At 70.3% G+C, this 24,516-nt stretch carries 26 protein-coding genes; 6 read left to right on the forward strand and 20 right to left on the reverse strand.

Going from position 1 to position 24,516, the window contains the following annotated elements; all coding sequences use genetic code 11:
* Position 1: 1 nt before the first annotated feature.
* On the reverse strand, positions 2 to 628 hold the full coding sequence (locus tag J5226_RS04850) for a hypothetical protein (protein ID WP_215838734.1): 627 nt from the start codon (positions 626 to 628) through the stop codon (positions 2 to 4).
* A 465-nt stretch (positions 629 to 1,093) separates the two neighbouring features.
* On the opposite strand from J5226_RS04850, the gene J5226_RS04855 reads away from it, so the two are divergent.
* On the forward strand, positions 1,094 to 1,609 hold the full coding sequence (locus tag J5226_RS04855; RefSeq protein ID WP_215838735.1) for a DUF6622 family protein: 516 nt from the start codon (positions 1,094 to 1,096) through the stop codon (positions 1,607 to 1,609).
* Positions 1,610 to 1,678: 69 nt separating this feature from the next.
* On the opposite strand, the gene J5226_RS04860 is transcribed toward J5226_RS04855, so the two are convergent.
* Both J5226_RS04860 and phhA read right to left on the reverse strand, forming a co-directional pair.
* Entirely contained in the window at positions 1,679 to 2,287 is a 609-nt protein-coding gene (locus J5226_RS04860) for a DUF4291 domain-containing protein (RefSeq protein ID WP_215840317.1), read from the reverse strand.
* A 191-nt stretch (positions 2,288 to 2,478) separates the two neighbouring features.
* Positions 2,479 to 3,369: a phenylalanine 4-monooxygenase gene (gene phhA / locus J5226_RS04865; RefSeq protein ID WP_215838736.1), complete on the reverse strand. Its 891-nt coding sequence runs from the start codon at positions 3,367 to 3,369 to the stop codon at positions 2,479 to 2,481.
* A 137-nt stretch (positions 3,370 to 3,506) separates the two neighbouring features.
* On the opposite strand from phhA, the gene J5226_RS04870 reads away from it, so the two are divergent.
* On the forward strand, positions 3,507 to 3,983 hold the full coding sequence (locus J5226_RS04870; protein ID WP_215838737.1) for an Lrp/AsnC family transcriptional regulator: 477 nt from the start codon (positions 3,507 to 3,509) through the stop codon (positions 3,981 to 3,983).
* A gap of 33 nt (positions 3,984 to 4,016) precedes the next feature.
* On the opposite strand, the gene J5226_RS04875 is transcribed toward J5226_RS04870, so the two are convergent.
* The 9 genes from J5226_RS04875 to J5226_RS04915 all read right to left on the reverse strand — a co-directional run bounded on the left by J5226_RS04875 (position 4,017) and on the right by J5226_RS04915 (position 11,966).
* Positions 4,017 to 4,541 carry a cytochrome c oxidase assembly factor Coa1 family protein gene (locus tag J5226_RS04875; RefSeq protein ID WP_215838738.1) on the reverse strand — a complete coding sequence of 175 codons (525 nt, stop codon included), beginning with the start codon at positions 4,539 to 4,541 and terminating at the stop codon, positions 4,017 to 4,019.
* A gap of 81 nt (positions 4,542 to 4,622) precedes the next feature.
* Positions 4,623 to 5,336: an aspartate/glutamate racemase family protein gene (locus tag J5226_RS04880; protein WP_215838739.1), complete on the reverse strand. Its 714-nt coding sequence runs from the start codon at positions 5,334 to 5,336 to the stop codon at positions 4,623 to 4,625.
* A gap of 33 nt (positions 5,337 to 5,369) precedes the next feature.
* Positions 5,370 to 7,052, reverse strand: a complete 1,683-nt coding sequence (locus J5226_RS04885; protein ID WP_215838740.1) for a M20/M25/M40 family metallo-hydrolase — start codon at positions 7,050 to 7,052, stop codon at positions 5,370 to 5,372.
* 108 nt (positions 7,053 to 7,160) lie between these two features.
* A complete protein-coding gene (locus J5226_RS04890) occupies positions 7,161 to 7,745 on the reverse strand; it encodes a hypothetical protein (RefSeq protein WP_215838741.1) in 585 nt (194 codons plus the stop codon).
* A 33-nt stretch (positions 7,746 to 7,778) separates the two neighbouring features.
* Positions 7,779 to 8,549: a transporter gene (locus J5226_RS04895; protein ID WP_215838742.1), complete on the reverse strand. Its 771-nt coding sequence runs from the start codon at positions 8,547 to 8,549 to the stop codon at positions 7,779 to 7,781.
* Positions 8,546 to 8,917 carry a hypothetical protein gene (locus J5226_RS04900; RefSeq protein WP_215838743.1) on the reverse strand — a complete coding sequence of 124 codons (372 nt, stop codon included), beginning with the start codon at positions 8,915 to 8,917 and terminating at the stop codon, positions 8,546 to 8,548. The genes J5226_RS04895 and J5226_RS04900 overlap by 4 nt, the downstream gene beginning before the upstream one ends.
* A gap of 140 nt (positions 8,918 to 9,057) precedes the next feature.
* Positions 9,058 to 9,531, reverse strand: a complete 474-nt coding sequence (locus tag J5226_RS04905; RefSeq protein ID WP_215838744.1) for a nuclear transport factor 2 family protein — start codon at positions 9,529 to 9,531, stop codon at positions 9,058 to 9,060.
* Positions 9,532 to 10,588: 1,057 nt separating this feature from the next.
* Positions 10,589 to 11,107, reverse strand: coding sequence for a hypothetical protein (locus J5226_RS04910; RefSeq protein ID WP_215838745.1), 519 nt, complete (start codon positions 11,105 to 11,107; stop codon positions 10,589 to 10,591).
* Positions 11,108 to 11,180: 73 nt separating this feature from the next.
* The gene (locus J5226_RS04915; protein ID WP_215838746.1) at positions 11,181 to 11,966 is read right to left on the reverse strand and encodes a rhomboid family intramembrane serine protease; all 786 of its coding nucleotides are present in this window, start codon (positions 11,964 to 11,966) and stop codon (positions 11,181 to 11,183) included.
* A 126-nt stretch (positions 11,967 to 12,092) separates the two neighbouring features.
* Here J5226_RS04915 and J5226_RS04920 point away from each other — a divergent pair, with 126 nt between their 5' ends.
* Together J5226_RS04920 and J5226_RS04925 are read left to right on the forward strand one after the other, a co-directional pair.
* The gene (locus J5226_RS04920) at positions 12,093 to 13,262 is read left to right on the forward strand and encodes a class I SAM-dependent rRNA methyltransferase (RefSeq protein ID WP_215838747.1); all 1,170 of its coding nucleotides are present in this window, start codon (positions 12,093 to 12,095) and stop codon (positions 13,260 to 13,262) included.
* Between the two features lie 89 nt (positions 13,263 to 13,351).
* Positions 13,352 to 15,016 (forward strand): hypothetical protein, encoded by a 1,665-nt coding sequence (locus J5226_RS04925; RefSeq protein WP_215838748.1) that lies wholly within the window; start codon positions 13,352 to 13,354, stop codon positions 15,014 to 15,016.
* 10 nt (positions 15,017 to 15,026) lie between these two features.
* On the opposite strand, the gene J5226_RS04930 is transcribed toward J5226_RS04925, so the two are convergent.
* The gene (locus J5226_RS04930; RefSeq protein WP_215838749.1) at positions 15,027 to 15,350 is read right to left on the reverse strand and encodes a hypothetical protein; all 324 of its coding nucleotides are present in this window, start codon (positions 15,348 to 15,350) and stop codon (positions 15,027 to 15,029) included.
* 271 nt (positions 15,351 to 15,621) lie between these two features.
* The gene (locus tag J5226_RS04935; protein ID WP_215838750.1) at positions 15,622 to 16,557 is read right to left on the reverse strand and encodes a DMT family transporter; all 936 of its coding nucleotides are present in this window, start codon (positions 16,555 to 16,557) and stop codon (positions 15,622 to 15,624) included.
* Positions 16,558 to 16,649: 92 nt separating this feature from the next.
* Here J5226_RS04935 and J5226_RS04940 point away from each other — a divergent pair, with 92 nt between their 5' ends.
* Positions 16,650 to 17,627 (forward strand): LysR family transcriptional regulator, encoded by a 978-nt coding sequence (locus J5226_RS04940; protein WP_215838751.1) that lies wholly within the window; start codon positions 16,650 to 16,652, stop codon positions 17,625 to 17,627.
* Positions 17,628 to 17,747: 120 nt separating this feature from the next.
* On the forward strand, positions 17,748 to 19,361 hold the full coding sequence (gene rmuC / locus J5226_RS04945; RefSeq protein ID WP_215838752.1) for a DNA recombination protein RmuC: 1,614 nt from the start codon (positions 17,748 to 17,750) through the stop codon (positions 19,359 to 19,361).
* Positions 19,362 to 19,553: 192 nt separating this feature from the next.
* Here the strand turns inward: rmuC and J5226_RS04950 are convergent, their stop codons facing one another.
* From J5226_RS04950 to J5226_RS04975, 6 genes are all read right to left on the reverse strand, one after another.
* Positions 19,554 to 20,648: a VacJ family lipoprotein gene (locus J5226_RS04950; protein WP_215840318.1), complete on the reverse strand. Its 1,095-nt coding sequence runs from the start codon at positions 20,646 to 20,648 to the stop codon at positions 19,554 to 19,556.
* Positions 20,649 to 20,869: 221 nt separating this feature from the next.
* A complete protein-coding gene (locus J5226_RS04955; RefSeq protein ID WP_255322995.1) occupies positions 20,870 to 21,157 on the reverse strand; it encodes an STAS domain-containing protein in 288 nt (95 codons plus the stop codon).
* Positions 21,154 to 21,816: an ABC transporter substrate-binding protein gene (locus tag J5226_RS04960; RefSeq protein WP_215838753.1), complete on the reverse strand. Its 663-nt coding sequence runs from the start codon at positions 21,814 to 21,816 to the stop codon at positions 21,154 to 21,156. Before J5226_RS04960 ends, J5226_RS04955 begins: the two co-directional genes overlap by 4 nt.
* Positions 21,813 to 22,385: an outer membrane lipid asymmetry maintenance protein MlaD gene (mlaD, locus tag J5226_RS04965; protein ID WP_215838754.1), complete on the reverse strand. Its 573-nt coding sequence runs from the start codon at positions 22,383 to 22,385 to the stop codon at positions 21,813 to 21,815. The genes J5226_RS04960 and mlaD overlap by 4 nt, the downstream gene beginning before the upstream one ends.
* 212 nt (positions 22,386 to 22,597) lie before the next feature.
* The gene (locus tag J5226_RS04970; protein WP_215838755.1) at positions 22,598 to 23,347 is read right to left on the reverse strand and encodes an MlaE family lipid ABC transporter permease subunit; all 750 of its coding nucleotides are present in this window, start codon (positions 23,345 to 23,347) and stop codon (positions 22,598 to 22,600) included.
* Positions 23,347 to 24,138, reverse strand: a complete 792-nt coding sequence (locus J5226_RS04975) for an ABC transporter ATP-binding protein (RefSeq protein ID WP_215838756.1) — start codon at positions 24,136 to 24,138, stop codon at positions 23,347 to 23,349. The genes J5226_RS04970 and J5226_RS04975 overlap by 1 nt, the downstream gene beginning before the upstream one ends.
* Positions 24,139 to 24,516 lie beyond the last annotated feature (378 nt).

A 24,516-nucleotide genomic window follows, 5' to 3' on the forward strand; every position in this document is an offset into this window, starting at 1 on the left:
CTTACGGCATCGACGCGGTGTAGGTGACGCGGCTGTTGTTGGCGTTGACGCCGCCGTAGGTGCCCGGCGCGACCACGGCGCCGTTGAGGTAGGCGTAGGTCCACTTGGCGTCGAGGTTGACCACCTTGGTGCCGGCGCCCGGGGCGACCGTGGTGCTGGTCACCGCGCCGTCGGCCAGCGCCGGCGCGTTGAGCGCGGTGGCGGTGGTGTTGGTGGCGACCGTGGTCTGGATCTGGCTGTAGGAAATGCTGTCGCCCGAACCGTTGCCGAGCGCGCCGACCGTCGAGGACGACAGGGTGATGGTGCCGTTGTTGCCGACCAGCTTGGCGGTGACCGCGCCGTTGCCGAGGTTGCCGGAGCCGGCGGTGGCCGCGACCGCGGTGCCGTTGCCGACATTCGCGGCCGGCACGGTGAAAGCGATCTGGTCGATCGTGGCGACGCTGGTGTAGTCGGTACCGGTACCGACCCGCAGGAACAGGATCTTCGGCACGGTGATCTGGAAATCGAGGCGGGCGGAGGCGGTGATCGGCGAGGCGGTGCCGGTCGTGTACTGCGACTCGGCCTGGGCGAGCAGCGGCAGGCCGGCCAGCAACGCGGCGGCCAGGAGAGCGGTCGGAAGCTTGCGCATGGAAGGTGTCCGAAGGGAGTCGGCGCCGGGGGATCCGGCGCTCCGGCCAGATCACGCACATTCCATGCCACGAGCGTGATTCAAGTCTCAGATTGGTTTGTTAGCGCAGCGTGATTGAGTGTGAAGAATTGTGAACGTGTTCATGAAAATGAAGGGGCCGCGTGCTTGGGCGGGAAGCGCCCAGGCGCGTCATCCGCGACGCAACGAAAGTGACGTTACGCGTCAAATTAGACGTCTCAAAAAATCCAAAACTCCGTAAGCGGAGTGCTGGGGTCCGCCGTCGCCCCGCCCTGCCCCAGGCAGTGACTTCCGGCAGGCCGCATCGATGACCGCCGGGACTGCGCCGCGCGCCGCCCGCGGCGGAGCATGAGCCCCATGCCGCGGCGATCGCGGCCCGCCGGCAAGCCCTCCCGCCGGCCGCGCTCACCCACTCCTTCCCGCATCCGCGCACCGAGGCCATCCGCCATGCACGCCACCCAACTCCTCCAGGGCACCCCGCTGTGGGTCTACGCCATCTTCGCCGTGCTGCTCTACCTCGGCCTGCGCCGCCTGCGCAGCGGCGTGCAATCGCTGGCGCGGGTGTGGGCGGTGCCGGCGGTGTTCATCGCCTGGGGCTTGTTCGGGCTGGCCGCGCACGCCGGCGCGCCGCTGGAAACGCTGGCGCGCTGGTTCGTCGGCGCGCTGGCCGGCGGCGCGCTCGGGTATGGGTCGCTGGATCCGGCCGCGCTCGCCTTCGACCACCAGCGCCGGCTGGTGCGCCAGCCCGGCAGCGCGCTGCCGCTGCTGCGCAACCTCGGCATCTTCGGCGCGCATTACGTTCTGCAAGTGATCGCCGCGATCCAGCCGCAACTGCACGACAGCGCCTTGGGCTGGGATCTGGTGGTGTCGGGCTTCAGCGCCGGCTACTTCGCCGGTTGGGCGGTGCGCTTCCTCGCCGGCCAGCGGCGCGCGCCGCAGACGGATTTGGCGGCGATGGCGTGAGCGCTCGCTTCGGACCCGATGTCGTTCGAGCGGCGCGAACCGGATCGAACGCGTCGGGCCCGAGGAGTCTCAGACCTCGACCTGCGGCGCGTACGGCCGCTCCGCCGGCAACAGCGCGGCGGCTTCGTCGAGCTGCCGCGCCTGCACCAAGTCGTGCAGGCGATGCGCCAGCGGCGTGATGTCCTCGATGCGCTGCGTCCATTGCTCGACATAGCGCAGCACCGCCGGCCGGCCCAGGCCGATCTGGATCGAGCGGTGATCGAGCGGATGGAAGTTCAGATTGCGCTCGGGATCCCACTGGATCCGCACCGGCGTCGCGTCGCGGTGGCGCTGCCACTGCTCCGGCGTCATCGCCGGGTCCGGGTGCGAGGGACAGCTGTTCGCCAGCGCCCACTCGAAGCCTTCGCGACGGATGTCGATGGCGAGGATGCGGCGCTGGTTGTCGTCTTTGTAGCCCCAGCCGGCGCGGTACATCATCCAGCGGAAAGAGGGCTTGATCCAGGTCATGCGCGAACGCGAGAACGGCTCGACGAAGCGGCCGGCGGCGAGCGCGGCGTCGGCGATCTGGTCGTTGAAGGCTTGGTAGACGCGGATCGTGGCGTCGTCGTAGACGGCGCGGATCTGGCGATAGGGAAGGCCGCTGGCGGTCTGCGCCGCGGCGGCGTGGCCCGCACCCATGTGCGGGGGCTTGCTTTGGTTTTCTTCGTTCATCGGTGCGCAGTGTAGCGCCGGGGCGAGCGAAGCGAAGGCGCCGCTCGGCGTGGACGAGCGGCGGCAAGGCATCACGCTTGCGTCGTAGGTGCGGTGGCGCGGTCGCGGCTTGCGCCGCTCCTACAGGGGGAAATCCTGCGGCGACGCGATCTTTGGGATCAGACGTCGCCGTCGGTCAGCCAGCCTTCGCCGGTGCCGCGGGTGAACACCGTGTCGGCCGTCAGCACGTCGCCGGCCGGGACCGAGTCGTGCTGCGCCAAACGCTCGTAGATCGGGGTGAAGTCCGGCTCGGTCGCGCGCATCAGCTGCTCGAAGCTGTCGATGACGAAGTAGGTCTTCTGGAACGTGTCGATGCGGTAGCGCGTGCGCATGACCCGCTCCAGATCGAAGCCGATGCGGTTGGGCGCGGGCGATTCCAGGCTGTAGATCGATTCGCTCTTGGACGAAACGATGCCGCTGCCGTAGATGCGCAAGCCGTCGGCCTGCTTGATCAGGCCGAATTCCACCGTGTACCAGTACAGCCGGGTCAGGTGCACCAGCGCGTCGGGGTCGATGCCGTGCGCTTTCACCCCGCCCAGGCCGTACGCCTGCATGTAGTCGGCGAACACCGGGTTCATCAGCAGCGGCACGTGGCCGAACAAGTCGTGGAACAGATCCGGCTCGGACAGGTAATCGATCTGCTCGGGCTTGCGGATCCACCACGTCACCGGGAAGCGGCGGTTGGCCAGATGATCGAAGAAGGTCAGCTCCGGCAGCAGGCCTTCCACGCCGATCAGCTCCCAACCGGTGTGCGCGCGCAGGGTGCGGTTGAGGTCGTCGAACTTGGGGATGCGGTCGGGCGTCATGTGCATGGCGCGCTGGGCGACCAGGAACTCGTCGCTGGCGCGGCCCACCAACACCTTCTGCTGGCGCTCGAACAGCTGCGCCCACACCCCGTGGTCGTCGGCCGAATACGAGCTCCACGGCTGTTCGACCACGGCGGTCGTGTAGACCGGCACGTAGCCCTTGTCGGTGAGCTGATGTTCGACGCGTTGCGGGGGGGTGTTCATACCGACTCGCTCCAGGGCCCCTGGCAGGGCCGATGCAACGACTTTAGCCGTGTCGCGGCGCAATAGGCTTGCGTTATTGCGCTTGTAACCGGGTTCGGCGCAACATTTGTGCGTCAATGGCCTCAGGGGCGCCGAAAATGACCACCATCGAACTGGACCGCACCGACATCGTCCTGCTGGCCGAATTGCAGCGCGACGGCCGCCTCACCAACGCCGAACTGGCCGAGCGCGTGCACCTCTCGGCTTCGGCCTGCCTGCGCCGGGTGCAGCGGCTGGAACGCGAGGGCGTGATCCGCGGTTACCGCGCCGAAGTCGACGCCGCGCGCCTGGGCCTGGGCCTGCAGGCCTTCGTGCGCGTGCGCCTGGGCCGCCACGACAGCGAGGCGGTGGCCGCCTTCGCCGAATTCGTCGGCGCCTGGGACGAAGTGGTCGCCTGCTACGCGCTGACCGGCGACATGGACTACCTGCTGCAGATCGTCGTGCGCGACCTCGAACACCTCTCGCGCTTCCTGCTCGACCGCCTGCTCAATCAGGCCGGCGGCGCCGACATCAATTCCAGTCTGGTGCTGCGCACGGTGAAGGAATTCAAGGCGCTGCCGCTGCCGGGCAAGTGAGGCGGGGCGGCGCGAACCGCCGCCCGCCGCGGTTCACGCCGCCGCCGATTCCTCGGCCGGCGCGTCGGGATCGTCTTCTTCCGGTTCCGGCGCCGCTTCGGGCGGCGCGGCTTGCGCGGGCGCGGCCGATTTGTCCGCGCCGAGCAGATCGATGCGCCGCTCGCTGCCGTCGATGGCGACTTCGATCAGGCGGTAGGTCCAGCGATCCGCTTCGCGCTCGCCCTTCACGTACAGCCGGCCGCTGCCCTTGGGGCCCTTGAGCGGCAGCGACAGGTCGGCCGAGCCGCGGTCGTTGTCGGTGCGCAACGAGCCCTGGAAGCCCATACCGGTTTCCAGCGGCTGGCCGAGCGCGGCGGTCACTTCGGGATTGTCCTTGGCCAGCTGCATGGCGTGGCGGACCGGCTCGCTGCCGCTCATCAAGCCGGACATGCCCTTGATGCCGAGCCCGATCAGGCCGAACAGCACCAGCGCGCCGAGCAGCAGCACGGTGAGGCAGCCGGTGGGCACGAACCATTTCCAATTGCGGCCGAACCAGCCGGGATTGGGGCGATCGTTCATTGCGGACTCCGTTCGCGATGCAGCGGGAGGCCTAGTGTCGCCCGACGATGCGTCCGCCACCAAGCCTCGGCGTGCGCCGCGTCAGCCGGCGCCGATCGAGGCCAGCGCCGCGGCGCGCGCGTGCAGCGCGGCGGTGTCGAACAGCGGCACTTCGACATCGCCCTCGCCGATCAGCAGGCCGATTTCGGTGCAGCCCAGGATCGCGCCCTGCGCGCCGCGCGCGACCAGGCCGGCGATGATGTCGCGATACACCTGCCGCGATTCTTCGCGGATGACGCCCAGGCACAGCTCGTCGTAGATGATCCGGTGCACGGCTTCGCGTTCGGCCTCGTCGGGCACCAGCACCTCCAGCCCGTGCCGCTGCGCCAGCCGTTGGCGATAGAAGTCCTGCTCCATGGTGAAGCGCGTGCCGAGCAGGCCGATGCGGCTCAGCCCGGCGGCGCGGATCGCCGCGCCGGTGGGATCGGCGATGTGCAGCAGCGGCAGTTGCGCCGTTTGCTCCACCGCGTCGGCGACCTTGTGCATGGTGTTGGTACAGATCACCAGCAACTGCGCGCCGCCGTCGCGCAGCGAGCGCGCGGCGCGGCCGAGCAGCGCGCCGGCCGCGTCCCAATCGCCGGCGTGCTGCAGACGCTCGACTTCGGCGAAGTCGACGCTGTACAGCAGCAAGCGCGCCGAATGCAGGCCGCCGAGGCGTTCGCGCACGGTCTGGTTGATCAGGCGGTAGTACGGCAGGGTCGATTCCCAGCTCATGCCGCCGAGCAGGCCGAGAGTGCGCAGGTGGGGTTCGCTCATGCGTTCGAGTATAGGCGGATGCGCGCGGCGCGCTTACGGCTTGGCCGCCTTGCCGAACTTCTCGGCGAAGAAGTCGCCCCGGTTCCAGGCCGGCCGCTGCGGCGCATCGGCGATGGCCTCGCCGATGCGCGCGTTGAGCCGCGCCAGCCGCGCCGCGTCGGCGTACTGGATCGGCTGCGAGACATCGTCGCCGGGTTGGTGGTACTCGCCGCGCAGGAACTTGCCGAGCTGCTCCTTGGCCGCCTCGCTGCCGGATAGGCCGCCGATCAGATACACCGCCGGCACGCCGTTGCGGATGAAGGCGTACTGGTCGCTGCGGATGAAGATGCTCTCCTCGGGGATCGGATCCGGCGACAGCGTCACCCCGGTCTGTTCGGCCGCGCGCTGCAGCACCGCTTGCAGGCTGGAGTGTTCGACGCCGATGGGAATCGCGTCGGTGGTCGGCGCCAGCAGCACCGGCATGTCCATGTTGACGTTGGCCACCAGCGCGGCGCCGGCGGGGCTCGGATGGCTGGCGAACCAGTGCGCGCCGAGCAGGCCTTTTTCCTCGCCGGTCAGCGCCACGAACAGCAGCGAGCGCTTGCGCGGCGCGGTCTCGCGGGCGAGTTGCTGCGCCGCTTCCAGCATCACCGCCACGCCCAGGGCGTTGTCGAGCGCGCCGTTGTAGATCGCATCGCCCTTGACCGGCGCGCCGATGCCGAGGTGATCGAGATGCGCGGTGAACACGACGTGCTCGGCGCGCAGCGCCGCGTCTTGCCCGGGCAAGCGCCCGACCACGTTGCGCGATTGCGCCGGTTCGATGCGGTTGCGCGACGACAAACTCAGCGTGCCCGGCAAGTCGTAACCGCGCAGCGTGCCCTCGCGGGCCTGACGGAACAGTCCGGGCGCGCTGCGGTCGCCGGCGTCGAGCACGGCCGCGGCGCGCGCGGCCGAGACCTGCGCGACCACGCGCAACTGCGGGAAGGTGTCGATCGCGCGGCCGTCGCTGCCGCGCAGGCGCATGCCGGGCTTCTCCCACTGCAGCGCGCCGCGCGCCCACGGATTGCGTTTCTCCTCGTCCTCGGTGGCGACGACCACCGCGCCGACCGCGCCGCGCTGCGCGACCGCGGCGAGCTTTTCCAGATAGGAGCTGTAGAACGCGCGCCGGTCGTGATCGAAGCGCTTGGGCGCGCCGGCGAAGAACACCGCGATCTTGCCGTGCAGGTCGATGCCGGCGAAATCGTCGTGTTCGAGTTCCGGCGCGAACACCGCCTGACCGACGAACGCGGCCGGCGCGGTGACCTCGTTCTCGCCGCTGGCGAAATTCAACTGCGGCAGGAATTCGTCGCGGAACTTCAGCGACACCGAGCCGGTGGCGCGGTCGATGCGGAACCCGCCGCCGCCGTCGATGCGCTGCGCGCGCAGCAGCGGCACGGCCTGGAAGTAAGTGCCGTCGTCGCCGGCCGGTTCGGCGCCGATGGCTTGCAGGCGCTGGGCCGCGTACAGCGCGGCCAGATCGTAGCCGCGGGTCGCGGTTTCGCGGCCTTCCAGCAGATCGTCGGCGAGGAAGCGCACGTCGGCTTCGATCCGCCGCGCCTGCGCGGCCTCGCTGTCGGCGGCGGGCGAAGACGGCGCGCTCGCCGTCGGCGCGGCGCGCTGGCAAGCGGCCAGGGCGAACGCGGCGCAACAACACAGAGCGAGGCTACGGCGGACGAACGGGCGGGCAAGACGGTGCATCAGGCCTCCGACGGCGGCGCGCGGCGCGCGCACTGCCGGCGACGCTAGCACCGGCGCGCGGACGGCGCCACGCCCGCGCCTGCGGATTCGCCGTCGCCGCGGCGCGGCTCAGCCGGCGGGATACGCGTCCATCAATCCGATCAGCATGACCAGCCACAGCAGCGCGCCGAGAATCGTCCACACGTAATTGGCCGCGCTGAAGCCGCGATTGGAATCGCCGCGCGCGTCGCCGCTGGCGAGATTGGCGGCTTGTTGCAGGCGCAGCAGGCTCAGGCCGATCGGTATCAGCATCGCGAGGCTGACCAGATCGACCGCGGCCGAATCCATGCGCGCGGTGAAGCGGTCGAACAAGGTGCTGGCGATCTGCGCGAGCACGTACAACGTCGCCACGCCGCCGGGCGACCAGTCGTAGCGTTCGCCGCGTTCGCGCAGCACCGCGTCGATGCGGCCGGCCAGCGCGTGGGTGTAGAAGATCGCGAAGATCGTGCGCGGCACCGCCCACAAGGTTTCGCCGCTGTGGCGGCGGTAGCGCGCCCACTGCATGTAGAACCAATACAACTGGTACAGGCCGAGGGTGGCGAAGAACAGCAGGCAGAACTTGTACGGCGCGACCACGTAGAACGCCGCGCCGGCCGCGCTCGGCGCGGGCTCGACGACGTTGCTGGCGGGCGGGGCGTAGAGATTGTCTTCCATGCGCGAAGCTCCTGCGGAACGAAACGGCGGCGATCAGTCGAAGAAGAACGACACGCCGACGCCGCCTTGCCAATCCGGGCTGGCGTCGTTCAAGCCCGCGTCGAGCGAGGCGTCGAGCTGGATGCGCGGGGTGGCCATGAAGATCGCGCCGAACCCGGCCACGCCGGTGTCGGGCGCGTGCGCGGCGCGGGTCCAGCCGGCTTCGACGTAACCGCTCCAGCGCGCGCTGAAGGCGCGGCTCAGGCTCGGCGAAAAGGTCCAGGCATCAATGCCGCCGCTGCGTTCGACGTTGAGGTACAGCGAGCCGGAGACCGCGTCGCTGAAGTCGTACGCCGCCGCCGCGCCGAGCGCGTAGCGGTCGCGGCCGTCGCTGAAGTCGCTCGCGCCGGTGGCGACGGTGGCGCTGCCGAGCAGCGCCCAGCTGAACTTGTCGTGCGCCGACGGCAGCGCCAGCTTGATCGCCAGCGAGGCGTCGCCGCCGCCGTGCGCGCTGCGGCGCGCGCCGTGGCCGCTTTCGCGCAGATAGTTGTAGGGCGAGGCCGACAGCTGCAATTCCACGGTGTCGGTCAGGCCCAGGCGCAGGTTGGTGCCGGCGCTGTAGCTGAGGCTGCGCACGCCGCCGCTGCGGTCGCGTTGGAAATCCGGCAGCCCTTGTTCCCAGGCGAAGCTGCCGCGGGGCAAGGTGCCGGTGGAGAACGCGATGCCGGGGCGGTCGAACGACGGCGTGTCGGCCCGCGCCGCCGGCATCGCCAGGGTCGCCGCCGCCAGCGCCGCGGCGACCGCGCCGCGCCGGCCCAGGCTCAAGGCGCGACCCACTTGCCGCGTTGCGCCTCGCAGGCGTTGCGCACCATCGTCAGCGCCTCGGCCGAGCGCTTGTAGTAATAGATCCGCGCCGGCGCGCCCATCGGCCCCTCGCACACGCCGCTGGCGCCGCTCGGGCAGGCCGCGACCACGCGCGCATCGGCGTGGCCGCCGACTTCGGCCAGCCCCGGCACCTTGCCGTTGCACTGCTGCTTGAGCTGATCGTCGGGAACGTTCTGATCGGTTTCGGTGCACTCGTCGATGACCATGCCGCCGACTTGCCCTTGGATATGGCAGGCGCTCTTGGCCTGCGCCAGCAGCGGAACGGCGGCGATCGACAACGCGGCGAGGCAAACGCAGAGACGGTGCATGGCGGGCTCCGGTCGGAAGGGGAGGCCACGACGACGGGACGGCCGAAGGCCGCGGTCCCGGTCCGTGGACGCGGCCCACTGTAGCGCGGGACGCCGCCCGGCGGCAGCGCGCCGCGCGCGAACCGCCGACCGCGCGGCGTTTACGGTTTGACCGGCTTGGGTTTGGCGTACCACAGCGCGTTGACGATGACCCAGCGCTCGCCGAATTTGCCGAGGTGGAAGAAGTCGACGAACCACGGCGTTTCCGCGCGCGCGACCGCGACGTTGCCGGCGACGTCGAGCGCCGCGCAGCTGCGGTCCCATCGCTCCTTCGGCGTCTTCAACGCGCCTTGGCGGGTCAGTTCGACCAACTCCTCCTTGCTCATCCGGCGCAGCCCGAGCTTCTCGTCGGCGGTTTCGCCGAGCACGCGGCGCTTGGCCAGATCCGGATGCAGCGCGCGGGCGACGCGCGCGGGATCGCCTTCGAGCTGGCCGTCGACGTAATCGAAGCAGGTGGCTTCGATGGCGGCGCGGGTGGCGGGGTCGATGGGCGCGGTTTCGGTCGCGAACACCGAGGGCGCCGCGGTCAGCAGGACGGCGACGGCGAGCGCGCGCAACGGGCGAGGAGCGGTCATGGCGGATGGCCGGTTCGTGGCGGGAAGGCGCCGAGGATGCGGGGCGGCGGCGGCGCGCGCAAATGCCGTGGGTTGCCCCGTCGCTTTGTGTCGGTGCGGGTCGAGGGTGTGGGTGAGTGGCTGCGATGCGGCGTTCGCGGTAGCCGTAATGTCGCGGTCGCAGCTTGCGCAGCTCCTACAGTCGGATACGAACCGGCCGAAGACGCTGTAGGAGCTGCGCAAGCTGCGACCGCGAAAACGCAACGACGGTGAGCCCTGCCTATCAACACGACAGCAACAATCGTTGCTGTTGCTGTTCGTTTTGACGCATCCCCAAGCAAAGCACACGTTCCAAAGCCCCGGAGGGCGTGCGCATGGATGCGCACGCGCGCCATGGGTCAGGATGACCCTTATGGCGCGGCCCCGCGCCCCTTTGAGCCCTAGTGGCTCTTGATTCGAAAACAAGGAAAGCGCCTTTCTTTGGTTACTTTCTTTGGCAAGACAAAGAAAGTGACCCGGCCGCTTGCGGACGGAACGCTCTGGATTGTCGCTTGTCCTCACTCGTTGTTGCGTTGAGAGCGAACCCACAGCAAAGTCAAAATGGGTTCCGGCTTTCGCCGGAATGACGGTGGGTAGGGTGTCCGCTACCGCCACCTGCGAGAAGCGCAGCTCACACTCCGTCATTCCGGCGAAAGCCGGAATCCATTTTGATGTTGCTTCCGCTCCCGCTCGCAAGAGCGCACGACGACAAGCGAAGATCAAACGCTTAAAGCTTTCGTCCGCAAGCGGCCGAGTTACTTTCTTTGCCTTGCCAAAGAAAGTAACCAAAGAAAGGCGCTTTCCTTGTTTTCGAATCAAGAGCCACTAGGTCCAGCACCCGACGCGGGGCTGCGCCGTAAGGGGCATCCATGCCCCTACGGCGCACGCGCGCATCCATGCGCGCGCCCTCCGGGGCTGCGCGGCGTGTGCTTTACGTGGGGATACGTCAAAGCGAAGGACAACGGCAACAGCAACAGCAAAAATGGCCTTCGGCTTTAGCAGGAAGGACGGACTGAAGGATGCGAGGCCTGTAATAGGCTCAGCGAAGCTTCGTCGCCTCGCTCGAACCGAGGTTTTCGCAGAAACCCTGATGGGAAAGCGCGAAAGCCGACGCATGAAAGACATCGACCGAAAGCACATGCCGATACCCCCACCGCAGATCCCCGCGCCGCCGCCCCGGTCCGGCATCGTTGCGGACAGTCACCCCCTCGCGGCGCCACAGTTGTCCATCGCCGACCTCCCGGACCTCGCCGGCGCCCAACGCAGAGCGCAATGCGGCGGCGCTGCGCCGGTATTCGGGCCGGATCGCCCGCCGATTCGGCCGCCAGCGATAAAGCTGCACTTCCCGCAGCGTGTCGGTCTCAGCGACGAAGTTGAACCAGTAAGCGGCGCGATACCCGAGCAACGTGAACGTCAACAGGGTGTCGCCGTGCGCGCAGGCCTCGAAGCGGCGGCGCGGAATCGCGTCGTAGAGTTGCGCCGGCGTGCATTTCCAAGGAACCACGACGCCGTATTCCGGCACGCGGATACCGGTGCGCAGATCGGAGAGTTCGGACATGGAGCGAGGGCCCGGTCGGGCCGAGAAGAACGCGTGGCGGCAGTCTAGCCGGTCCGCATTGCGATGCGCCGGATCAATGCGGCGGGTTGTCGTCGCGCGGCGGAAACCGCAACACCACCCCCGCCTGCACATCCCGCGGCTCCGGCCGGTTCCACAGCACCGGCACGTTGCGCGGGCTCGGCGGTTCCAGTTCGTCGTTGAGCGGCACCAGTTCGGCGTCCTCTTCGTCTTCCCAGCTGTAGCGCTTGCGCGGCGGCAGCGGGTCCTTGAGGCGGAACGCGAACGCCGCGGCCACGCCGGCGACCGCGCCGCCCAGGTGGGACTGCCAGGACACCCCGACTTCGCGCGGCAACACCGTCAGCAACATGCCGCCGTACAGCAGGAAGGCGATCATCGCCGCGGCGATCGACGGCCGGTCGCGGCGCAGCAGGCCCAGGGTCATGACCAGGAACATCAGGCCGTGGGTGACGCCGCTGGCGCCCAGATGATGGCTGCCGGGCTCGCCGAGCAGCCACGCGCCCAGGCCCGAGCCCAGCCACACCAGCGGCAGCGCGCGCACGGTGGCCTTGGGGTAGACCGCGCCGGCCAGGGTGCCCAGCAGCAGCAACGAGGTCGCGTTCGCGGCCAGATGCTCGATCGAGCCGTGCAGCAGCGGCGCGGTCAGCAGGCCCAGCAGGCCCTCGGCCGACCAGGGCTGGACCGTGAACGGGCGGAGGTCGAACCCGCCCTGAGCGGCGAACACCGCCGCCAGCACCAGCACGAAGGCCAGGCTGGCGTTGAGGGCCCGGACCAGCCGTGTGCGGTCGGCCTTGCGTTGCGCCGGGGTGTCGGGGATCGGGGCGTCGGTGGGCAGGTGCATGCACACGAGATTGGCACCGGCCGGCGGCAAAACAAGCCGCCCCGTCTGGGCTTCTTTGTCCCGCCGGCGGGATCGGGCGGTCGGTCGCGTTCCGGGCCGGGGCGCCCGGCCCGGTAGAATGGCGCGATGACTACCGAACTCCCCACCGTACGCCTCAAGAACGCCTGGAAATCCACCCACCCCTGGATCTTCCAGCGCCTGGTCGACAAGCCCACCCAGCGCCCCAAGCCGGGCAGCATCGTCGATGTGATCGGCGTGGACGGCGTGTGGATCGGCCGCGGCTTCTACAACGGCCATTCGCGCATCGCCCTGCGCATGCTCGAGAACGATCCCGATGTGACGGTCGACGCCGACTGGTTCGCGCGCAAGATCGCCGCGGCCGTGTCGCTGCGCCGCGACGTGCTCAAGCTCGATCAGATCAGCGACGCCTGGCGCGTGGTCCACAGCGAAGGCGACGGCATCAGCGGCCTGGTCGTCGACCGTTACGGCGATCTGCTCGTGGTCGAGTACTTCAGCGCCGGCGCGTTCCGCCACCGCGAATGGATCTACGACGCGCTGCGCGCGCAGTTCCCCGGCTGCCGCTTCTACGCCTTCGCCGACGAGCACGTGCAGAAGCAGGAAAGCTTCGATTTCCGCGGCACCGAAGCGGTGCCGCCGGCGATCATCACCGAATACGGCATCAAGTTCCGCGCCGACCCGGCCGGCGCGCACAAGACCGGTTTCTTCGCCGACCAGCGCGAAAACCGCGAGTGGCTGTCGCAGCAGGTCGCCGGCAAGCGCGTGCTCGATCTGTGCTGCAACACCGGCGGTTTCGGCGTCTACGCCAAGGCGCGCGGCGCCGAGGAAGTGATCGGCGTGGACATCGACGCCGACGTGATCAACATCGCCAAGGGCAACGCCAAGCTCAACGGCGCGAACGTGAAATTCGTCCAGGCCGACATCTTCCCGTACCTGCGCGACATGGGGAACGCCGGCGAGCGCTTCGACGTGGTCATCCTCGACCCGGCCAAGATGACCCGCGACCGCGAGCAGGTGATTCCGGCGCTGAAGAAGTACCTGGACATGAACAAGCTGGCGCTGAGCGTGGTCAAGCCGGGCGGTTTGTTCGCGACCTTCTCGTGCACCGGCTTGGTCAGCGAAGACCAGTTCCTCGACATGCTGCGCCGCGCCGCGTTCTACGCCGGCCGCACCGTGCAGGTGCTGCGCGTGGCCGGCGCCGGCGCCGACCACCCGTGGCTGGCGCAGGTGCCGGAGTCGCGTTACCTCAAGGCGGTGTTCTGCCGCGTGCTGGACTAGGACGCGTCTGAATTTGGCGGCTGCGGCGTTGGCAGCGCCGCGGCCGTGGATCACACTCGCGGCCTCGCTTGTCCGCCGAGCCGCCCGCGATGGCCGAACTGTTCCGCAACCGGTCGGCGTGCCTGCGCGCCAACTCGCTCGACGTCGACGCGCCCTGCCTGGTGGTTTCGTTCGCGCCCTGGTCGGGGCGGCCGAACCTGGACGCGCTGGGGTGGGCGGAAAAATTGTGCGAATCCCAGCGATGGCCGGCCTTGCATGTGATCTCGGCCGATGACGACTGGTACCAGTCCGACGGTGCGCAGGAGGCGGTGGAGCGCGCCGCCGGCATCGCCCGGCGTTATCCGCGGGTCGTGACCTACGGCAGCAGCATGGGAGGCTACGCCGCGCTCAACTTCGCCAACGACCTGCGCGCGCGCATCGCGTTCGCGGTCGCGCCGCAGTTCTCCATCGACCGCGCCAAGGTCGGCTTCGAAACCCGCTGGGCGGCCGAGGCCGGGCGTACGACGTTCCTGCGCGACCGGGTCGCGGCGATCTCGCCGCGGGTGCGGCCCGTGCTGGTGTACGACCCGTGGTTCGCGCCGGATGTCCGCCATATCGAAGCGATCGCGGCGCACTGCGAACCGGTGCGGGTGCCGCTGCCGCTGATGGGCCACGACGGTGTCGGCGGCCGGGTGCTCAAGCCGATGCTCGCCGCGGCGCGCGAGGACGCGCCGTGGCGTATGCGCGAGGACGCCATCGCCCGTCACCGCCGCGAGCGCAAGCACACCGCCACGTACTACCTGCAACTGGTCGAGCGGGGGCGTTCGCTGTCGCCGCAGGCGCGCCTGGAGCTGCTGCGTCGCGCTCACGCGCTCGAGCCGACCCATGTCGGCGTCGCACTCAAGCGTTCGACCCTGTTGCTGGCCGGCGGCTGCGCCGAGGCGGCGTTGGACGTGCAGCAGGAGGCGCTGCGTCATGCCTCGCCCGCGTTCTTCGCAACGCTGACCAGCCATCGTGCGCAGGCGCTGGCGGCGCTCGGGCGCGAGGCGGAGGCGCTGGCCGCGGCCCGGCAGGCGCGCGAGGCGGCGCCGCACAATCCTTTCTTCGCCCACCACCTGGCGCAGTTGCTCGGCCGCGCGGGGCAGTGGCCGGACGCGTTGCGGCATCAGCGCGCCGCGCTGGCGTCGCATCCCGGCCATCCCGCGTATTCGCAGCAGTTGGCGGCGCTGGAGCGCGCTGCGGCCGCGGCGACGGTGGCGCCGCCGTCCTCGCGGTCCCCGCCGGAGCCACCGGAGCCGTCGTTGCCGCGCGATCCGGAACGGTCGCGCCTGGGCGAGGCCGCGGCCGGCGTGCCCGCGCCGGAGCGCGAGCGGATGCTGGCCCAGGCTTGCGCGGTAGAGCCTTCCTACAGCGGCGCCGCCGCGCGCTTTTCCAGCGCACTGCTGGTGGCCGGTTATTGCAGCGACGCGCTGGCGGTGCAGGACGAGGCGTTGGAGCGAATCGCGGACACGCCCTTGCTGTTGAGCCATCGCGCGCAGGCGCTCGAGCGGCTCGGCCGGCCGCGGGCGGCGTTGGCCGCGATCGCTCGCGCCGTCGCTCTGGCGCCGGACAACGCCTGGTTCCGCCACCAGTACGCCGGCCTGTTGCTGGCGGCCGGCGATTGGCGCAAGGCCGAACGCGAGCAATTGGCGGCGTTGGAACGGGCTCCGGCCCAGGCCGGCTACCGTGAGCGCTTGCAGCGGATCCGCGAGCGATCGGCGCTGGCGGCCGGCTGAGCCGACCGCCTCAGTCGCGCCACCACAGAATCGCCGGCGGGTCGTCCGGGCGCGCCTGTTCGAGCCGGCGCAGCGCGTCCACGTCGAGCCCGGGCAGGTGCGCGCTGAGGGCCCGGGCGACGTCCGGGTAACCGGGCCAATCGGTGCGCAATTCCAGACGTTCGCCGCTGGCGGTGCCCAGTTCGACGTAGATCAGCCGGCGTTCGATGGCGTCGATGGCGTAGCCGTCGATCCCGTCGATGTCGCGCCAGCGGATGCCGTGGACGCGGCCGGCGCCGTCGTCGCGCCAGACGCCGCGCGGGTCGGCAAAGAGTCGGGGTGCATCCGGATTCATGGGCGGGCCGCTCCGGTGCGGCTGCCGCGGCGCGGCGGCCGGCCTTGCTCGACGGGGACATCCTGTTCGCTGCGATTTCATACCCGCGATCGGGCGCGGCGAAAGGGCGTCGCGGTCCGCCGATGCCAGGACTGTGATCGCACTAACAAAAAAGCGCCGGCCCGATGCGGACGACGCACCGGGCCGGCGGGTTGAATCGGCGGGGAATCGGCGGGCCGGCGTGATGGCTCGATGCGGCAGCAGCGGGCCGGCGCGATGGCTCGAGGCGGGATCAGCGGGCGACGGCGACGGCCGGGACGACGGCGGCGCGCGGCGCGGCGGCCGGGGCGGCGACGACGCGGCGGTTGGCCAGGACCACCCCGGCGAACACCAGCGCCACCGCCGGCAGGAAGCTCCAGCCCAGGCGCTCGTCGAACAGCACCGCGCCCCAGACCACGCCGGTCAGCGCGACCACATAACCCAGCTGGCTGTAGGCGACGCTGTCGGCGATGCGCTGCAGCGCGGCGGCGGCGACGTTGGCGGCCAGGGTCACCAGCACCATCGCCAGCAGCAGCGGCCACACCGTGGCGATCCGCGCGGCGCTGCCTTCCAGCTCGCTGCCGGCCAGCAGCGGCAGCACCGCCACGGCCTGGACCAGCATGGTGCCGGCGGTCGACATCGGCGCGCTGAGCCCGGTCGGCCAGCGGCGGCTGCGGTAGACGTTGCCGATCGCCAGCAGCACCGGCACGCCCAGGGCCGCGCCCAGCGCCAGCGCCTGTTCCGGTTCCACCGACTGCGCGCGCGGCGCCAGCACCAGCAGGACGCCGATCAGGCCCAGCGCGGTGCCGGCCAGCGCGGTCGGGGTCGGCCAGCGGCGTTCGACCAGGGCGTTGAACAGCGAGGTGAACATCGGCGACAGGGTCACCACCACGGTGAAGATGCCGGCCGGGATCCGCGCCAGCACCCAGTTGCCGACCAGGGCCGAGCCGGTCACCGCGATCAGGCCGGCGATGCCGTAGAAGCGCAGCGCGGCCGGGTCCAGCGGCAGGCGCTGGCCGCGGCCGCGCAGCACGGCCAGGATCAGCCCGGCGGCGCCGGCGGTCTGCACGAAGGAAACGATGAACGGGTTCAGCCCGGTGCTCAGCAGGAGCTTGCTGAGCACGAAGATGGCGCCGACCAGGCTGCCGGCGGTCAGGGTCAAAACGAGGCGCAGTGCGGTGGCGTTCATGGCGGCGGGGCGCGGGAGCAGTGAGGACGCGCTCAGATTAGGCGTCGCCGGCGCGCGGATAATCGGCCTCGGAGTGGCTAAACTGTTTCCCTATGTCAACAATCCTGCTGCAGAAGCTGCCGGTGCCCGACCTCGCCGGCCTGCTCGCCTTCGTTCGCGTCGCCGAACTCGGCAGCTTCGTCCGCGCCGCCGACGCGCTGGGGCTGTCCAAGGCGGCGGTGAGCAAACAGGTCTCGGCGCTGGAACGCCGGCTCGGCGCCCAGCTGCTGCACCGGACCACGCGCCGGCTCAGCCTGACCGAAGCCGGGCAGGCCTATCTGCGCCACGCCCAGAGCGCCTTCGCCGAGGCGCGCGCGGCCGAGGACGCGGTCGCCGGCACCCACGCCGCGCCGCAGGGACGGCTGCGGGTGTCGGCGCCGATGACCTTCGGCGCCCTGCACGTGGCGCCGTGGCTGGCCGGTTTCCTTGCGCGTTATCCACAGGTCGATCTGGACCTGCAGCTCGACGACCGCGAGCACGATCTGGTCCAGGGCAGTTTCGATCTGGCGATCCGCCTGGGTCGATTGGAGGCTTCGAGCTTGGTCGCGCGCACGATCGCCTACAGCCGGGTGGTGGTCTGCGCCTCACCGGCTTATCTGGAACGCGCCGGCCGCCCGCAGCGCCCCGACGAACTCGGCGCGTACGACTGCCTGCACTTCACCTTGTCGGCGAGCGGCCGCACCTGGAGCTTCGCCCGCGGCGCCGAGCTGGTGCGGGTGGCGCTGGGCGCGCGCCTGGACGCTAATTCCAGTCTGGCGTTGAAGGCGGCGGCGCTGGCCGGCGCCGGGATCGTGCGCGTGCCCGAGTTCGCGGTCGCGCGCGAGCTGGCCGACGGCGCGCTGGTGCGCGTGCTGCCGGATTGGGAGCTGCCCGGCCTGGACGTGCACGCGGTCATGCCCGAGCGGCGCTACGTGCCGGCCAAGGCGCGCGCCTTCGTCGAGCATCTGGTCGAAGCCTGGATGGGCGGCGGCGGTTGGAGCGACGCGGCGTCGCTGCAGCCGCGCCCGCCGGCCGCGCATCTCAGAAGCTGAGACTCACGTGGTTAGACTAATGGCCCATAACCGCACCTCGAACGTGGATCGCCGCCGCGCCGCGCGCGCCCGCGTTCGCCGTTCCGCCCGCCGCCGCACCGGCTCCGACCGAGCGACCCGATGCCCCTGACCGCCGCCCTCGTTTCCATCGCGTTCGCGCTGCTGATCGGCGCCGTCCTGGCGTGGCTGCTGGCCCGCGCCGGCGCCGCGCGCGCGCAGGAGGCCGCGCGCGCCGAACTCGGCGCCCAGCTCAACACGGCCAACACCGAGCGCGCCCAACTGGCCGAGCGCTGCGCGCGCATTCCCGAACTGCAGGCGCGGCTCGACGAACTCGACGCGCAGCGCCACCAACTGGTGCGCGACGGCGGCGTGCTGCGCGAAGCCATCGGCCGCAGCGGCGCCGAACTCGACAAGGAACAGCAAGCCTTGCAGCGCCTGCGCATGGAGTTCGAACAGCTCGAACGCGAGCGCGACGCGCTGGCCGGCGAGCTCAACCAGCGCAAGATCGAACTCGGCCGCATGGCCACCCAACTCGAAGCCGAGCGCGGCCAGGCGCAGGAAAAGATCGCCCAGCTGCGCGAGGTGCGCGACGAACTCAGCGCGCAGTTCCGCAACCTCGCCAACGAGATCCTGGAAGAGAAGAGCCGCCGCTTCACCGAGCAGAACCGCAGCCACCTGGGGCAGTTGCTCGACCCGCTGCAGCAGAAGCTGGCCGAATTCCAGACCCGGGTGGAAACCGTCTACGACAACGAAACCCGCGACCGCACCGCGCTGGGCGAGCAAGTGCGCCAGCTGATGGCGCTCAACCAATCGCTCAGCGAAGACGCCAAGAACCTCACCACCGCGCTCAAGGGCTCGAACAAGACCCAAGGCGCCTGGGGCGAACTGGTGCTCGAACGCGTGCTGGAGTCGGCCGGCCTGCGCAAGGGCGAGGAATACGACGTGCAGGAAAGCCACGGCACCGAGGACGGCGAGCGCCGCCCGGACGTGACCCTGCACCTGCCGGAAGACCGGCACATGATCGTCGACGCGAAAATGTCGCTGGTCGCCTACGAACAGTTCGTCAGCGCCGAGGACGAGGACACCCGCGCGCGCGCGCTCAAGCGCCACATCGAATCGATGCGCCAACACATGCGCGGCCTGTCGGAGAAGCGCTACGAAGAGCTGTACGGCCTGCGCTCGCTCGACTTCGTGCTGATGTTCGTGCCGGTGGAACCGGCGTTCATGCTCGCCGTGGCCAACGACCGCGGTTTGTTCATGGAAGGCTGGGACCGCAACGTGCTGATGGTCAGCCCGTCGACGCTGCTGTTCGTGCTGCGCACGGTCAAGCATCTGTGGCGGCAGGAAGCGCAGAGCCGCAACGCGCAGGAGATCGCCAAGCGCGGCGCGCTGTTGTACGACAAGCTGGCCGCGTTCGTGGCCGATCTGGACAAGGCCGCGAGCCAGCTCGATGGCGCCAACAAGACGCTGGAAGCCGCGCGCGATAAGCTCGGTCGCGGAAAAGGCAACGCGATCCGTCAGGCCGAAATGCTCCGCGACTTGGGGGTCAAGCCGAACAAGGCGATGCCGGCCAAGCGGGTGGAAACGGCGCTGGATGAAGACGAGGGCGAGAGCGAAGACGATTCGGCGCCGCTGGCCTTGCCGGCGGTCGATGACGACGCGGCTGCGTTGGAGCCCGATGGCCCGCGGCCGATCGAAGGCGCGGCGGGTTTGCCGGAACCCGACCCGAGCTGACGCTGTCGCGTATTCCCGGTAGGAGCGGCGCGAGCCGCGGCTGCGCAACCTCGCTTACGGCGCGAGCGGGCGACCCCGCGGTCGCGGCTTGCGCCGCTCCTACAGGGGGAAACCGATGGTTCGCGGCGGCTCAAAACAAAACGGCCCGGATTCGCATCCGGGCCGTTCGTTCGTCCAGCGCTGCGTGACGCTTCAGCGCACGCCGGCCCCATCCGTCGGCATCACCGGCATCGCGTTCGCCGGCACGCTCGGGTTGCTGTCGTCCTGCAGGTAGTCCGGCAGCTGGGTCTCGCCGTTCTTCTCCAGGCGGTCGCCGAAGATCTGGTAATCGCGGCGCTGCATCCACGAATCGCGCACCAGCGCGTACTCGTCCTCGGCGCCTTCGCGCAGGTTGTCCAGCGGCAACAGCTGGGCGCGGATGTCGACCAGCTGCAAACCCTGCAGGCCGATGCGGATGCGGTCGCGCTCGATCCGGCGCAGCGGGCTCAGCGGAGCGTCGCCGACCGCGCCGAAGGCGTCGCGCACGGTGCGCGGGCCGAAGAACGGCAGTTCCAGGTAACGCGAGCGCTTCCAGCCCCACACGCCCAGGGTCTGGCCGAAGTCCTCGCTGCGGTTGGGCAGCTTGGCCGCGGTGGCCGGGTCGAAGATGCCGCCGATGCCGAGCGTGGTGTTGAGCGCGAACCGGCCCAGCGACTGCGCCGCCTGCTTGGGCTTGCCCTGCAGCAGCGCGTTGACCATCGACACCGGCTGGCCGAGGTTGTTGAAGAAGTTGCTCACGCCCAGGCGCACCGGCCGCGGCACCACCTTGGTGTAGGCGCGCGCCAGCGGCTTGGCCACGCCGCGGTCCACCGCGTTGTTGAAGCGGTGCATCTTGCGGTTGTACTTCTCCCACGGATCGAAGCCGCCGGGCACGTTGGCCGGCGCCGGCAGGGTGGGATCGGCGACCGGGTTGTACTCGGCCTGCGGGTTGCCGTAGAGCGCGTCGAAGTCGCGTTCGGCGTCGGTGCGCGGGTCGTCGGTCGCGGCCGGTTCGGCCGGCGGCGGCGCGGCCGCGGCGGTCGGATCGACCTGGGCGACGGCGTAGTCGAGCGCGTGCGCGTCGGGCGCCGGTTGCGCCTCGGCGCTCGGCGCGTCGGCGGCCGCGACATCGGCCGGCGCGACGCCGGCCGAGGCCAGCGCGCGCGCCGAATCGGTCTGCACCGGCGCGGTCGCGGCTTCGCTCGCGGACGGCCCGGCGGCGCCGGCGTGCGCCGCAGCGGCGGCCGCCAGCGCGGCCGAATCGATCATCAGCGCGGACGAGTCGCCCGGCAGGGCCGGCGCGGCGTCGTTCGCCAGGGCCGGGACGGTGTGCGCGGCCAGGGCCAGGGCCAGCGCGAGAGGGAGTGCGTGGGGGCGCATGGTTGCAGTCTAGTCTTCCGGGACAGCGGTGGGGGCGGCCAGGCCACGTCCGTGGGCGTCGGCGACCGCAACGATGGGGGATGGGCGACAGCGATCCGGCGGCGCGGTCCTCAGCGCCCGAAACCGAGCGATTCGTCCAGGCGATACGCCGCGCGCAGCTCCGCCAGACCGGCCGGTTCGCCGACCACGGCCACGCCCGGCGCCTGCGCGGCCAGTTCGGCCAACAGCGCCAAACCGGCGCTGTCGACCGAGGCCACGCCGGTCAGGTCGAACCGGCGCGCGCCGGGCGCGAGCGGCCGCGCCTGCGGCCACAGCGCGGCCGCCGCCGCGCGGTCGAGCGTGCCGGCGAACGCCAGCGTCTCGCCGTCGCGCCGCACGCTGGCCGCGCCGGTGCTCACTTGTTGCCGCTCGCCTGCGCCTGCAGCTTGCCGGCCTTGATGTCGGCGGCGACCTGGGCGATCGACTTCTGGCTCAGCGGCGAGTCGAACTGGTTGCGGAAGGTCTGCACGAAGCTGACGCCTTCCACCATCACGTCGAACACCTTCCACTGCGAACCGCTCTTGCGCAGCAGGTAGTCCACCGGCACCGGCTCGCCGCCCTGGCGCAGGAACTCGCTCGACACCTTGACGATGGCGCCGCCGCGCAGCGGGGTTTCCGACTTGATCCGCACCTGCAGGCGGGTGTTGAAGTCGAGCAGGGCCGAACCGTAGCGCTGCATCAGGCTGCTGGTCAGCGCGTCGGCGAAGTTGGCCACGTCGGCATCGGCGGCGCCGCGGCCGTGGGTGCCCAGGACCAGACGCGCGGCGTAGTCGCGGTCGAACAGCTGGTTGAACTCGGTGGTGACGAACTGGCTCAGCGCGGCGCGGTTCTTGCTGAACTCGGCGCGGCGCGATTCCAGGGTCGACAGGATCCGCGTGGTGTTGGTCAGCACCATCGCGCTCGGCGTGCCGGCGGCCGGCGCGGTGCCCGGCGCGGCGGTGGCCTGGGCCAGCGCCAGGGACGGAACGCCGGCGAGCAGGGCGCAGGCGAGGAGGGAGGCGGTGAGGATGCGCTTCATGGCTTGCTCTCGCTGGAGGGGGCGGTTTGCTCGCCCTTGAGGTAATCGGGAACGTCGTTGGCGGCCGGCTTGGCGGCATCGCCGCCGGCGGCGTTGCCACCGCCTTGTGCGCCGCCGCCGCTGAACATGTACTTGCCGACCAGCTGGATCAGGTCGATGGCCGGCTGGGTCAGGTAGATCTCGTCGCCCGGCTTGAGGTCGTCCGGGTCGCCGCCCGGGGTCAGGCCGATATAGCTTTCGCCGAGCAGGCCGCTGGTGAAGATGCCGGCCGAGGTGTCGGCGGAGAGCTTGTTGTAGCGCTTGTCGATGGCCAGGGTGACCACCGAGGCGTAGCTCTTCGGGTCCAGCGAAATGTCGGCGACCTGGCCGACGGTGACGCCGCCGATCTTCACCGGCGCGTTCGGGCGCAGCGCGCCGATGCTGGTGAACTTGGCGGTGACCTCGTAATTGTCGCGGCCGAAGCCGAACTTGCCGTTGGTGGAGGCGATCGCCAACACCAGCAGCGAGGCCAGGGCGAGCAGCAGGAACGCGCCGACGGCGAATTCGATGCGGGGACTGCGGACGGACATGGGCACCACCTTGGGGATAAAGCCCGCGCGGATCAACGCGGCTGGGGAAACGGTTTGTCTGTTCGGAGCTACGGCGAAGCGTCGAAGCCCTGTCCCGCGGGCGGAAGAGAGACGGCGGCGAGGGCGCGCGTTGCGCGGCCTCGATCGCCTTGCGTGCCCTCATCCGCCCCGTCGGGGCTCCCTCTCCCGCCGGCGGGAGAAGGACACAGCGGTTACTTGAACAAGAACGCCGACATCACGAAGTTGAACATCAGCACCAGCAGCGAGGCGTTGACCACCGCCTGCGTCGTCGCCACCGAGGTGCCCTCGATGGTCGGCTCGGCGTGGTAGCCCACGTAGGCCGCCACCAGCGCCGCGGTGCCGCCGAACACGGCCGACTTCACGAACGCCATGAGGAAGTCGTCGAAGAAATCCACGCTGTCCTTGAGCACCTGCCAGAAGATGCCGGGCTCCAGGCCGATCACGTGCACCGACTCGAAGTAGCTCGCGCTGATCGCCAGACTGCAGAAGAAGCCGGTCAGCAGCGGCACGCACAGCACCGCCGCCCAGAACCGCGGCGCCACCGCCTTGCCGACCGGATCGATCGCCATCAGGCCCAGCGCGGTGATCTGGTCGGTCGCGCGCATCAGGCCCAGTTCGGCGGCGATGGAGCTGCCGGCGCGGCCGATGAACAGCAGCGCGGTCAGCACCGGGCCGAGCTCGCGGTACAGGCCCAGGCCGAGCATCGCGCTGACCTGATTGGCCGCGCCGTAGGTGTCGAGCGCGCGGTAGCCCAGCAGGGTCACCGACAAGCCCACGAACGCGCCGCCAACGGCGATGATCGGCAGCGAACGCGCGCCGATCTTGTAGATCTCGCGGATCAGCTCGCGGAAAAAGTCGGGCGTGGGCTTGGACGCGCGGAACACCGACAGCGAGAACAGGCCGGCGCGGCCCAGCGAACGGACGACATCGAACAACGCCATTACGCGGCCTCCGAAGTGCGCGGCGCGGCGTCGAAGCCGATCGGGCCGTCGGGCTCGCCGCGCAGGAACTGGCGCACCAACGGGTCGTCGCTGCGCTCCAGCTCGGCCGGGGTGCCGGAGAAGACGATGCCGCCGTTGGCGATGACGATGGCGTGGTCGGCCACCGGCAGGGTTTCGTGGACGTGGTGGGTGACCACGATGCTGGTCAGGCCGAGGGTGTCGTTGAGCCGGCGCACCAGGCTCATGACCACGCCCGAGGCGATCGGGTCCAGGCCGGTCAGCGGTTCGTCGTAGATCATCAGCGGCGGGTCCAGCGCCAGCGCGCGCGCCAGCGCCACGCGCCGGGCCATGCCGCCGGAGAGCTCGCGCGGGAACGCGTCGGCGGCGGCGCTCAGGCCGACCGCGTGCAGCTTCATCAGCACCAGCCGGCGGATCACCGGGTTCGGCAATTTGGTGTGCGCGCGCAGCGGCAGCGCCACGTTCTCGGCCGCGGTCAGGTCGGTCAGCAGGCCGTTGCCTTGCAGCAGCACGCCGATGCCCTTGCGCAGTTCCAGCAGTTCGCGCTGGTTCTGCGGCACCGGCTGGCCGAACACTTCGACCGTGCCCGAGGCCGGCGCGAGTTCGCCGGTCAGCGCCGACAGCAGCGTGGACTTGCCGCTGCCCGAAGGGCCGAGCACGGCGACGATGCTGCCGCGCGGCACGCTCAGATTGATCCCGCGCAGCACGCTGCGGCCGCCGCGGTCCAGGCGCAGGTCGGTCAGGCGGACGATGGGCGTCGAAGTCGTCGTCATGCGGTGCGGCTATCCGATGGGGACGTGCGGGACGAACGCCCGATCCGTCCGAAACCTGGAAAAACGGGCGTTCACAAAACGGCGCAGCTTGGCCCAGCCCGCCTGAACGGGGATGGAGCGCGAACCATTGTCGCAGCTTAGCCGTCCATGGGCGTCGCCGCCGGCGCGCCGGTGGGTCGACCGGTTCGACCCGACCGTCGGGACGGGCTCGCGCGCGGACAGCGCGATTGGAGCGAGGAGCGATTAAAACGGTTTTAAGTCGCGCGGTTAGCGCGCCGGTTTCGCGCCGGGCGCTCGCGCCGAAACCGACGCCGCGGACCGCGCGACCGATGCGCCGCCCGCGAGCCGCCCCGCAGGGTAAGCGCGGATCCGCCCGCG

Origin of the sequence: Lysobacter sp. K5869 (assembly GCF_018847975.1) — a bacterium.
Taxonomy (GTDB): domain Bacteria; phylum Pseudomonadota; class Gammaproteobacteria; order Xanthomonadales; family Xanthomonadaceae; genus Lysobacter.

Excerpts from the sequence above, each read along its gene's own strand:
- J5226_RS04920 (WP_215838747.1), top strand. The coding sequence starts at position 12,093 with ATGACTACCGAACTCCCCACCGTACGCCTCAAGAACGCCTGGAAATCC.
- J5226_RS04925 (WP_215838748.1), top strand. The coding sequence starts at position 13,352 with ATGGCCGAACTGTTCCGCAACCGGTCGGCGTGCCTGCGCGCCAACTCG.
- J5226_RS04870 (WP_215838737.1), top strand. The coding sequence starts at position 3,507 with ATGACCACCATCGAACTGGACCGCACCGACATCGTCCTGCTGGCCGAA.
- J5226_RS04875 (WP_215838738.1), bottom strand. The coding sequence starts at position 4,541 with ATGAACGATCGCCCCAATCCCGGCTGGTTCGGCCGCAATTGGAAATGG.
- mlaD (WP_215838754.1), bottom strand. The coding sequence starts at position 22,385 with ATGTCCGTCCGCAGTCCCCGCATCGAATTCGCCGTCGGCGCGTTCCTG.
- J5226_RS04860 (WP_215840317.1), bottom strand. The coding sequence starts at position 2,287 with ATGGGTGCGGGCCACGCCGCCGCGGCGCAGACCGCCAGCGGCCTTCCC.
- rmuC (WP_215838752.1), top strand. The coding sequence starts at position 17,748 with ATGCCCCTGACCGCCGCCCTCGTTTCCATCGCGTTCGCGCTGCTGATC.
- J5226_RS04950 (WP_215840318.1), bottom strand. The coding sequence starts at position 20,648 with ATGATCGATTCGGCCGCGCTGGCGGCCGCCGCTGCGGCGCACGCCGGC.
- J5226_RS04885 (WP_215838740.1), bottom strand. The coding sequence starts at position 7,052 with ATGCACCGTCTTGCCCGCCCGTTCGTCCGCCGTAGCCTCGCTCTGTGT.
- phhA (WP_215838736.1), bottom strand. The coding sequence starts at position 3,369 with ATGAACACCCCCCCGCAACGCGTCGAACATCAGCTCACCGACAAGGGC.
- J5226_RS04975 (WP_215838756.1), bottom strand. The coding sequence starts at position 24,138 with ATGACGACGACTTCGACGCCCATCGTCCGCCTGACCGACCTGCGCCTG.
- J5226_RS04905 (WP_215838744.1), bottom strand. The coding sequence starts at position 9,531 with ATGACCGCTCCTCGCCCGTTGCGCGCGCTCGCCGTCGCCGTCCTGCTG.
- J5226_RS04940 (WP_215838751.1), top strand. The coding sequence starts at position 16,650 with ATGTCAACAATCCTGCTGCAGAAGCTGCCGGTGCCCGACCTCGCCGGC.
- J5226_RS04890 (WP_215838741.1), bottom strand. The coding sequence starts at position 7,745 with ATGGAAGACAATCTCTACGCCCCGCCCGCCAGCAACGTCGTCGAGCCC.
- J5226_RS04855 (WP_215838735.1), top strand. The coding sequence starts at position 1,094 with ATGCACGCCACCCAACTCCTCCAGGGCACCCCGCTGTGGGTCTACGCC.
- J5226_RS04960 (WP_215838753.1), bottom strand. The coding sequence starts at position 21,816 with ATGAAGCGCATCCTCACCGCCTCCCTCCTCGCCTGCGCCCTGCTCGCC.
- J5226_RS04930 (WP_215838749.1), bottom strand. The coding sequence starts at position 15,350 with ATGAATCCGGATGCACCCCGACTCTTTGCCGACCCGCGCGGCGTCTGG.
- J5226_RS04910 (WP_215838745.1), bottom strand. The coding sequence starts at position 11,107 with ATGTCCGAACTCTCCGATCTGCGCACCGGTATCCGCGTGCCGGAATAC.
- J5226_RS04880 (WP_215838739.1), bottom strand. The coding sequence starts at position 5,336 with ATGAGCGAACCCCACCTGCGCACTCTCGGCCTGCTCGGCGGCATGAGC.
- J5226_RS04900 (WP_215838743.1), bottom strand. The coding sequence starts at position 8,917 with ATGCACCGTCTCTGCGTTTGCCTCGCCGCGTTGTCGATCGCCGCCGTT.
- J5226_RS04970 (WP_215838755.1), bottom strand. The coding sequence starts at position 23,347 with ATGGCGTTGTTCGATGTCGTCCGTTCGCTGGGCCGCGCCGGCCTGTTC.
- J5226_RS04915 (WP_215838746.1), bottom strand. The coding sequence starts at position 11,966 with ATGCACCTGCCCACCGACGCCCCGATCCCCGACACCCCGGCGCAACGC.
- J5226_RS04850 (WP_215838734.1), bottom strand. The coding sequence starts at position 628 with ATGCGCAAGCTTCCGACCGCTCTCCTGGCCGCCGCGTTGCTGGCCGGC.
- J5226_RS04935 (WP_215838750.1), bottom strand. The coding sequence starts at position 16,557 with ATGAACGCCACCGCACTGCGCCTCGTTTTGACCCTGACCGCCGGCAGC.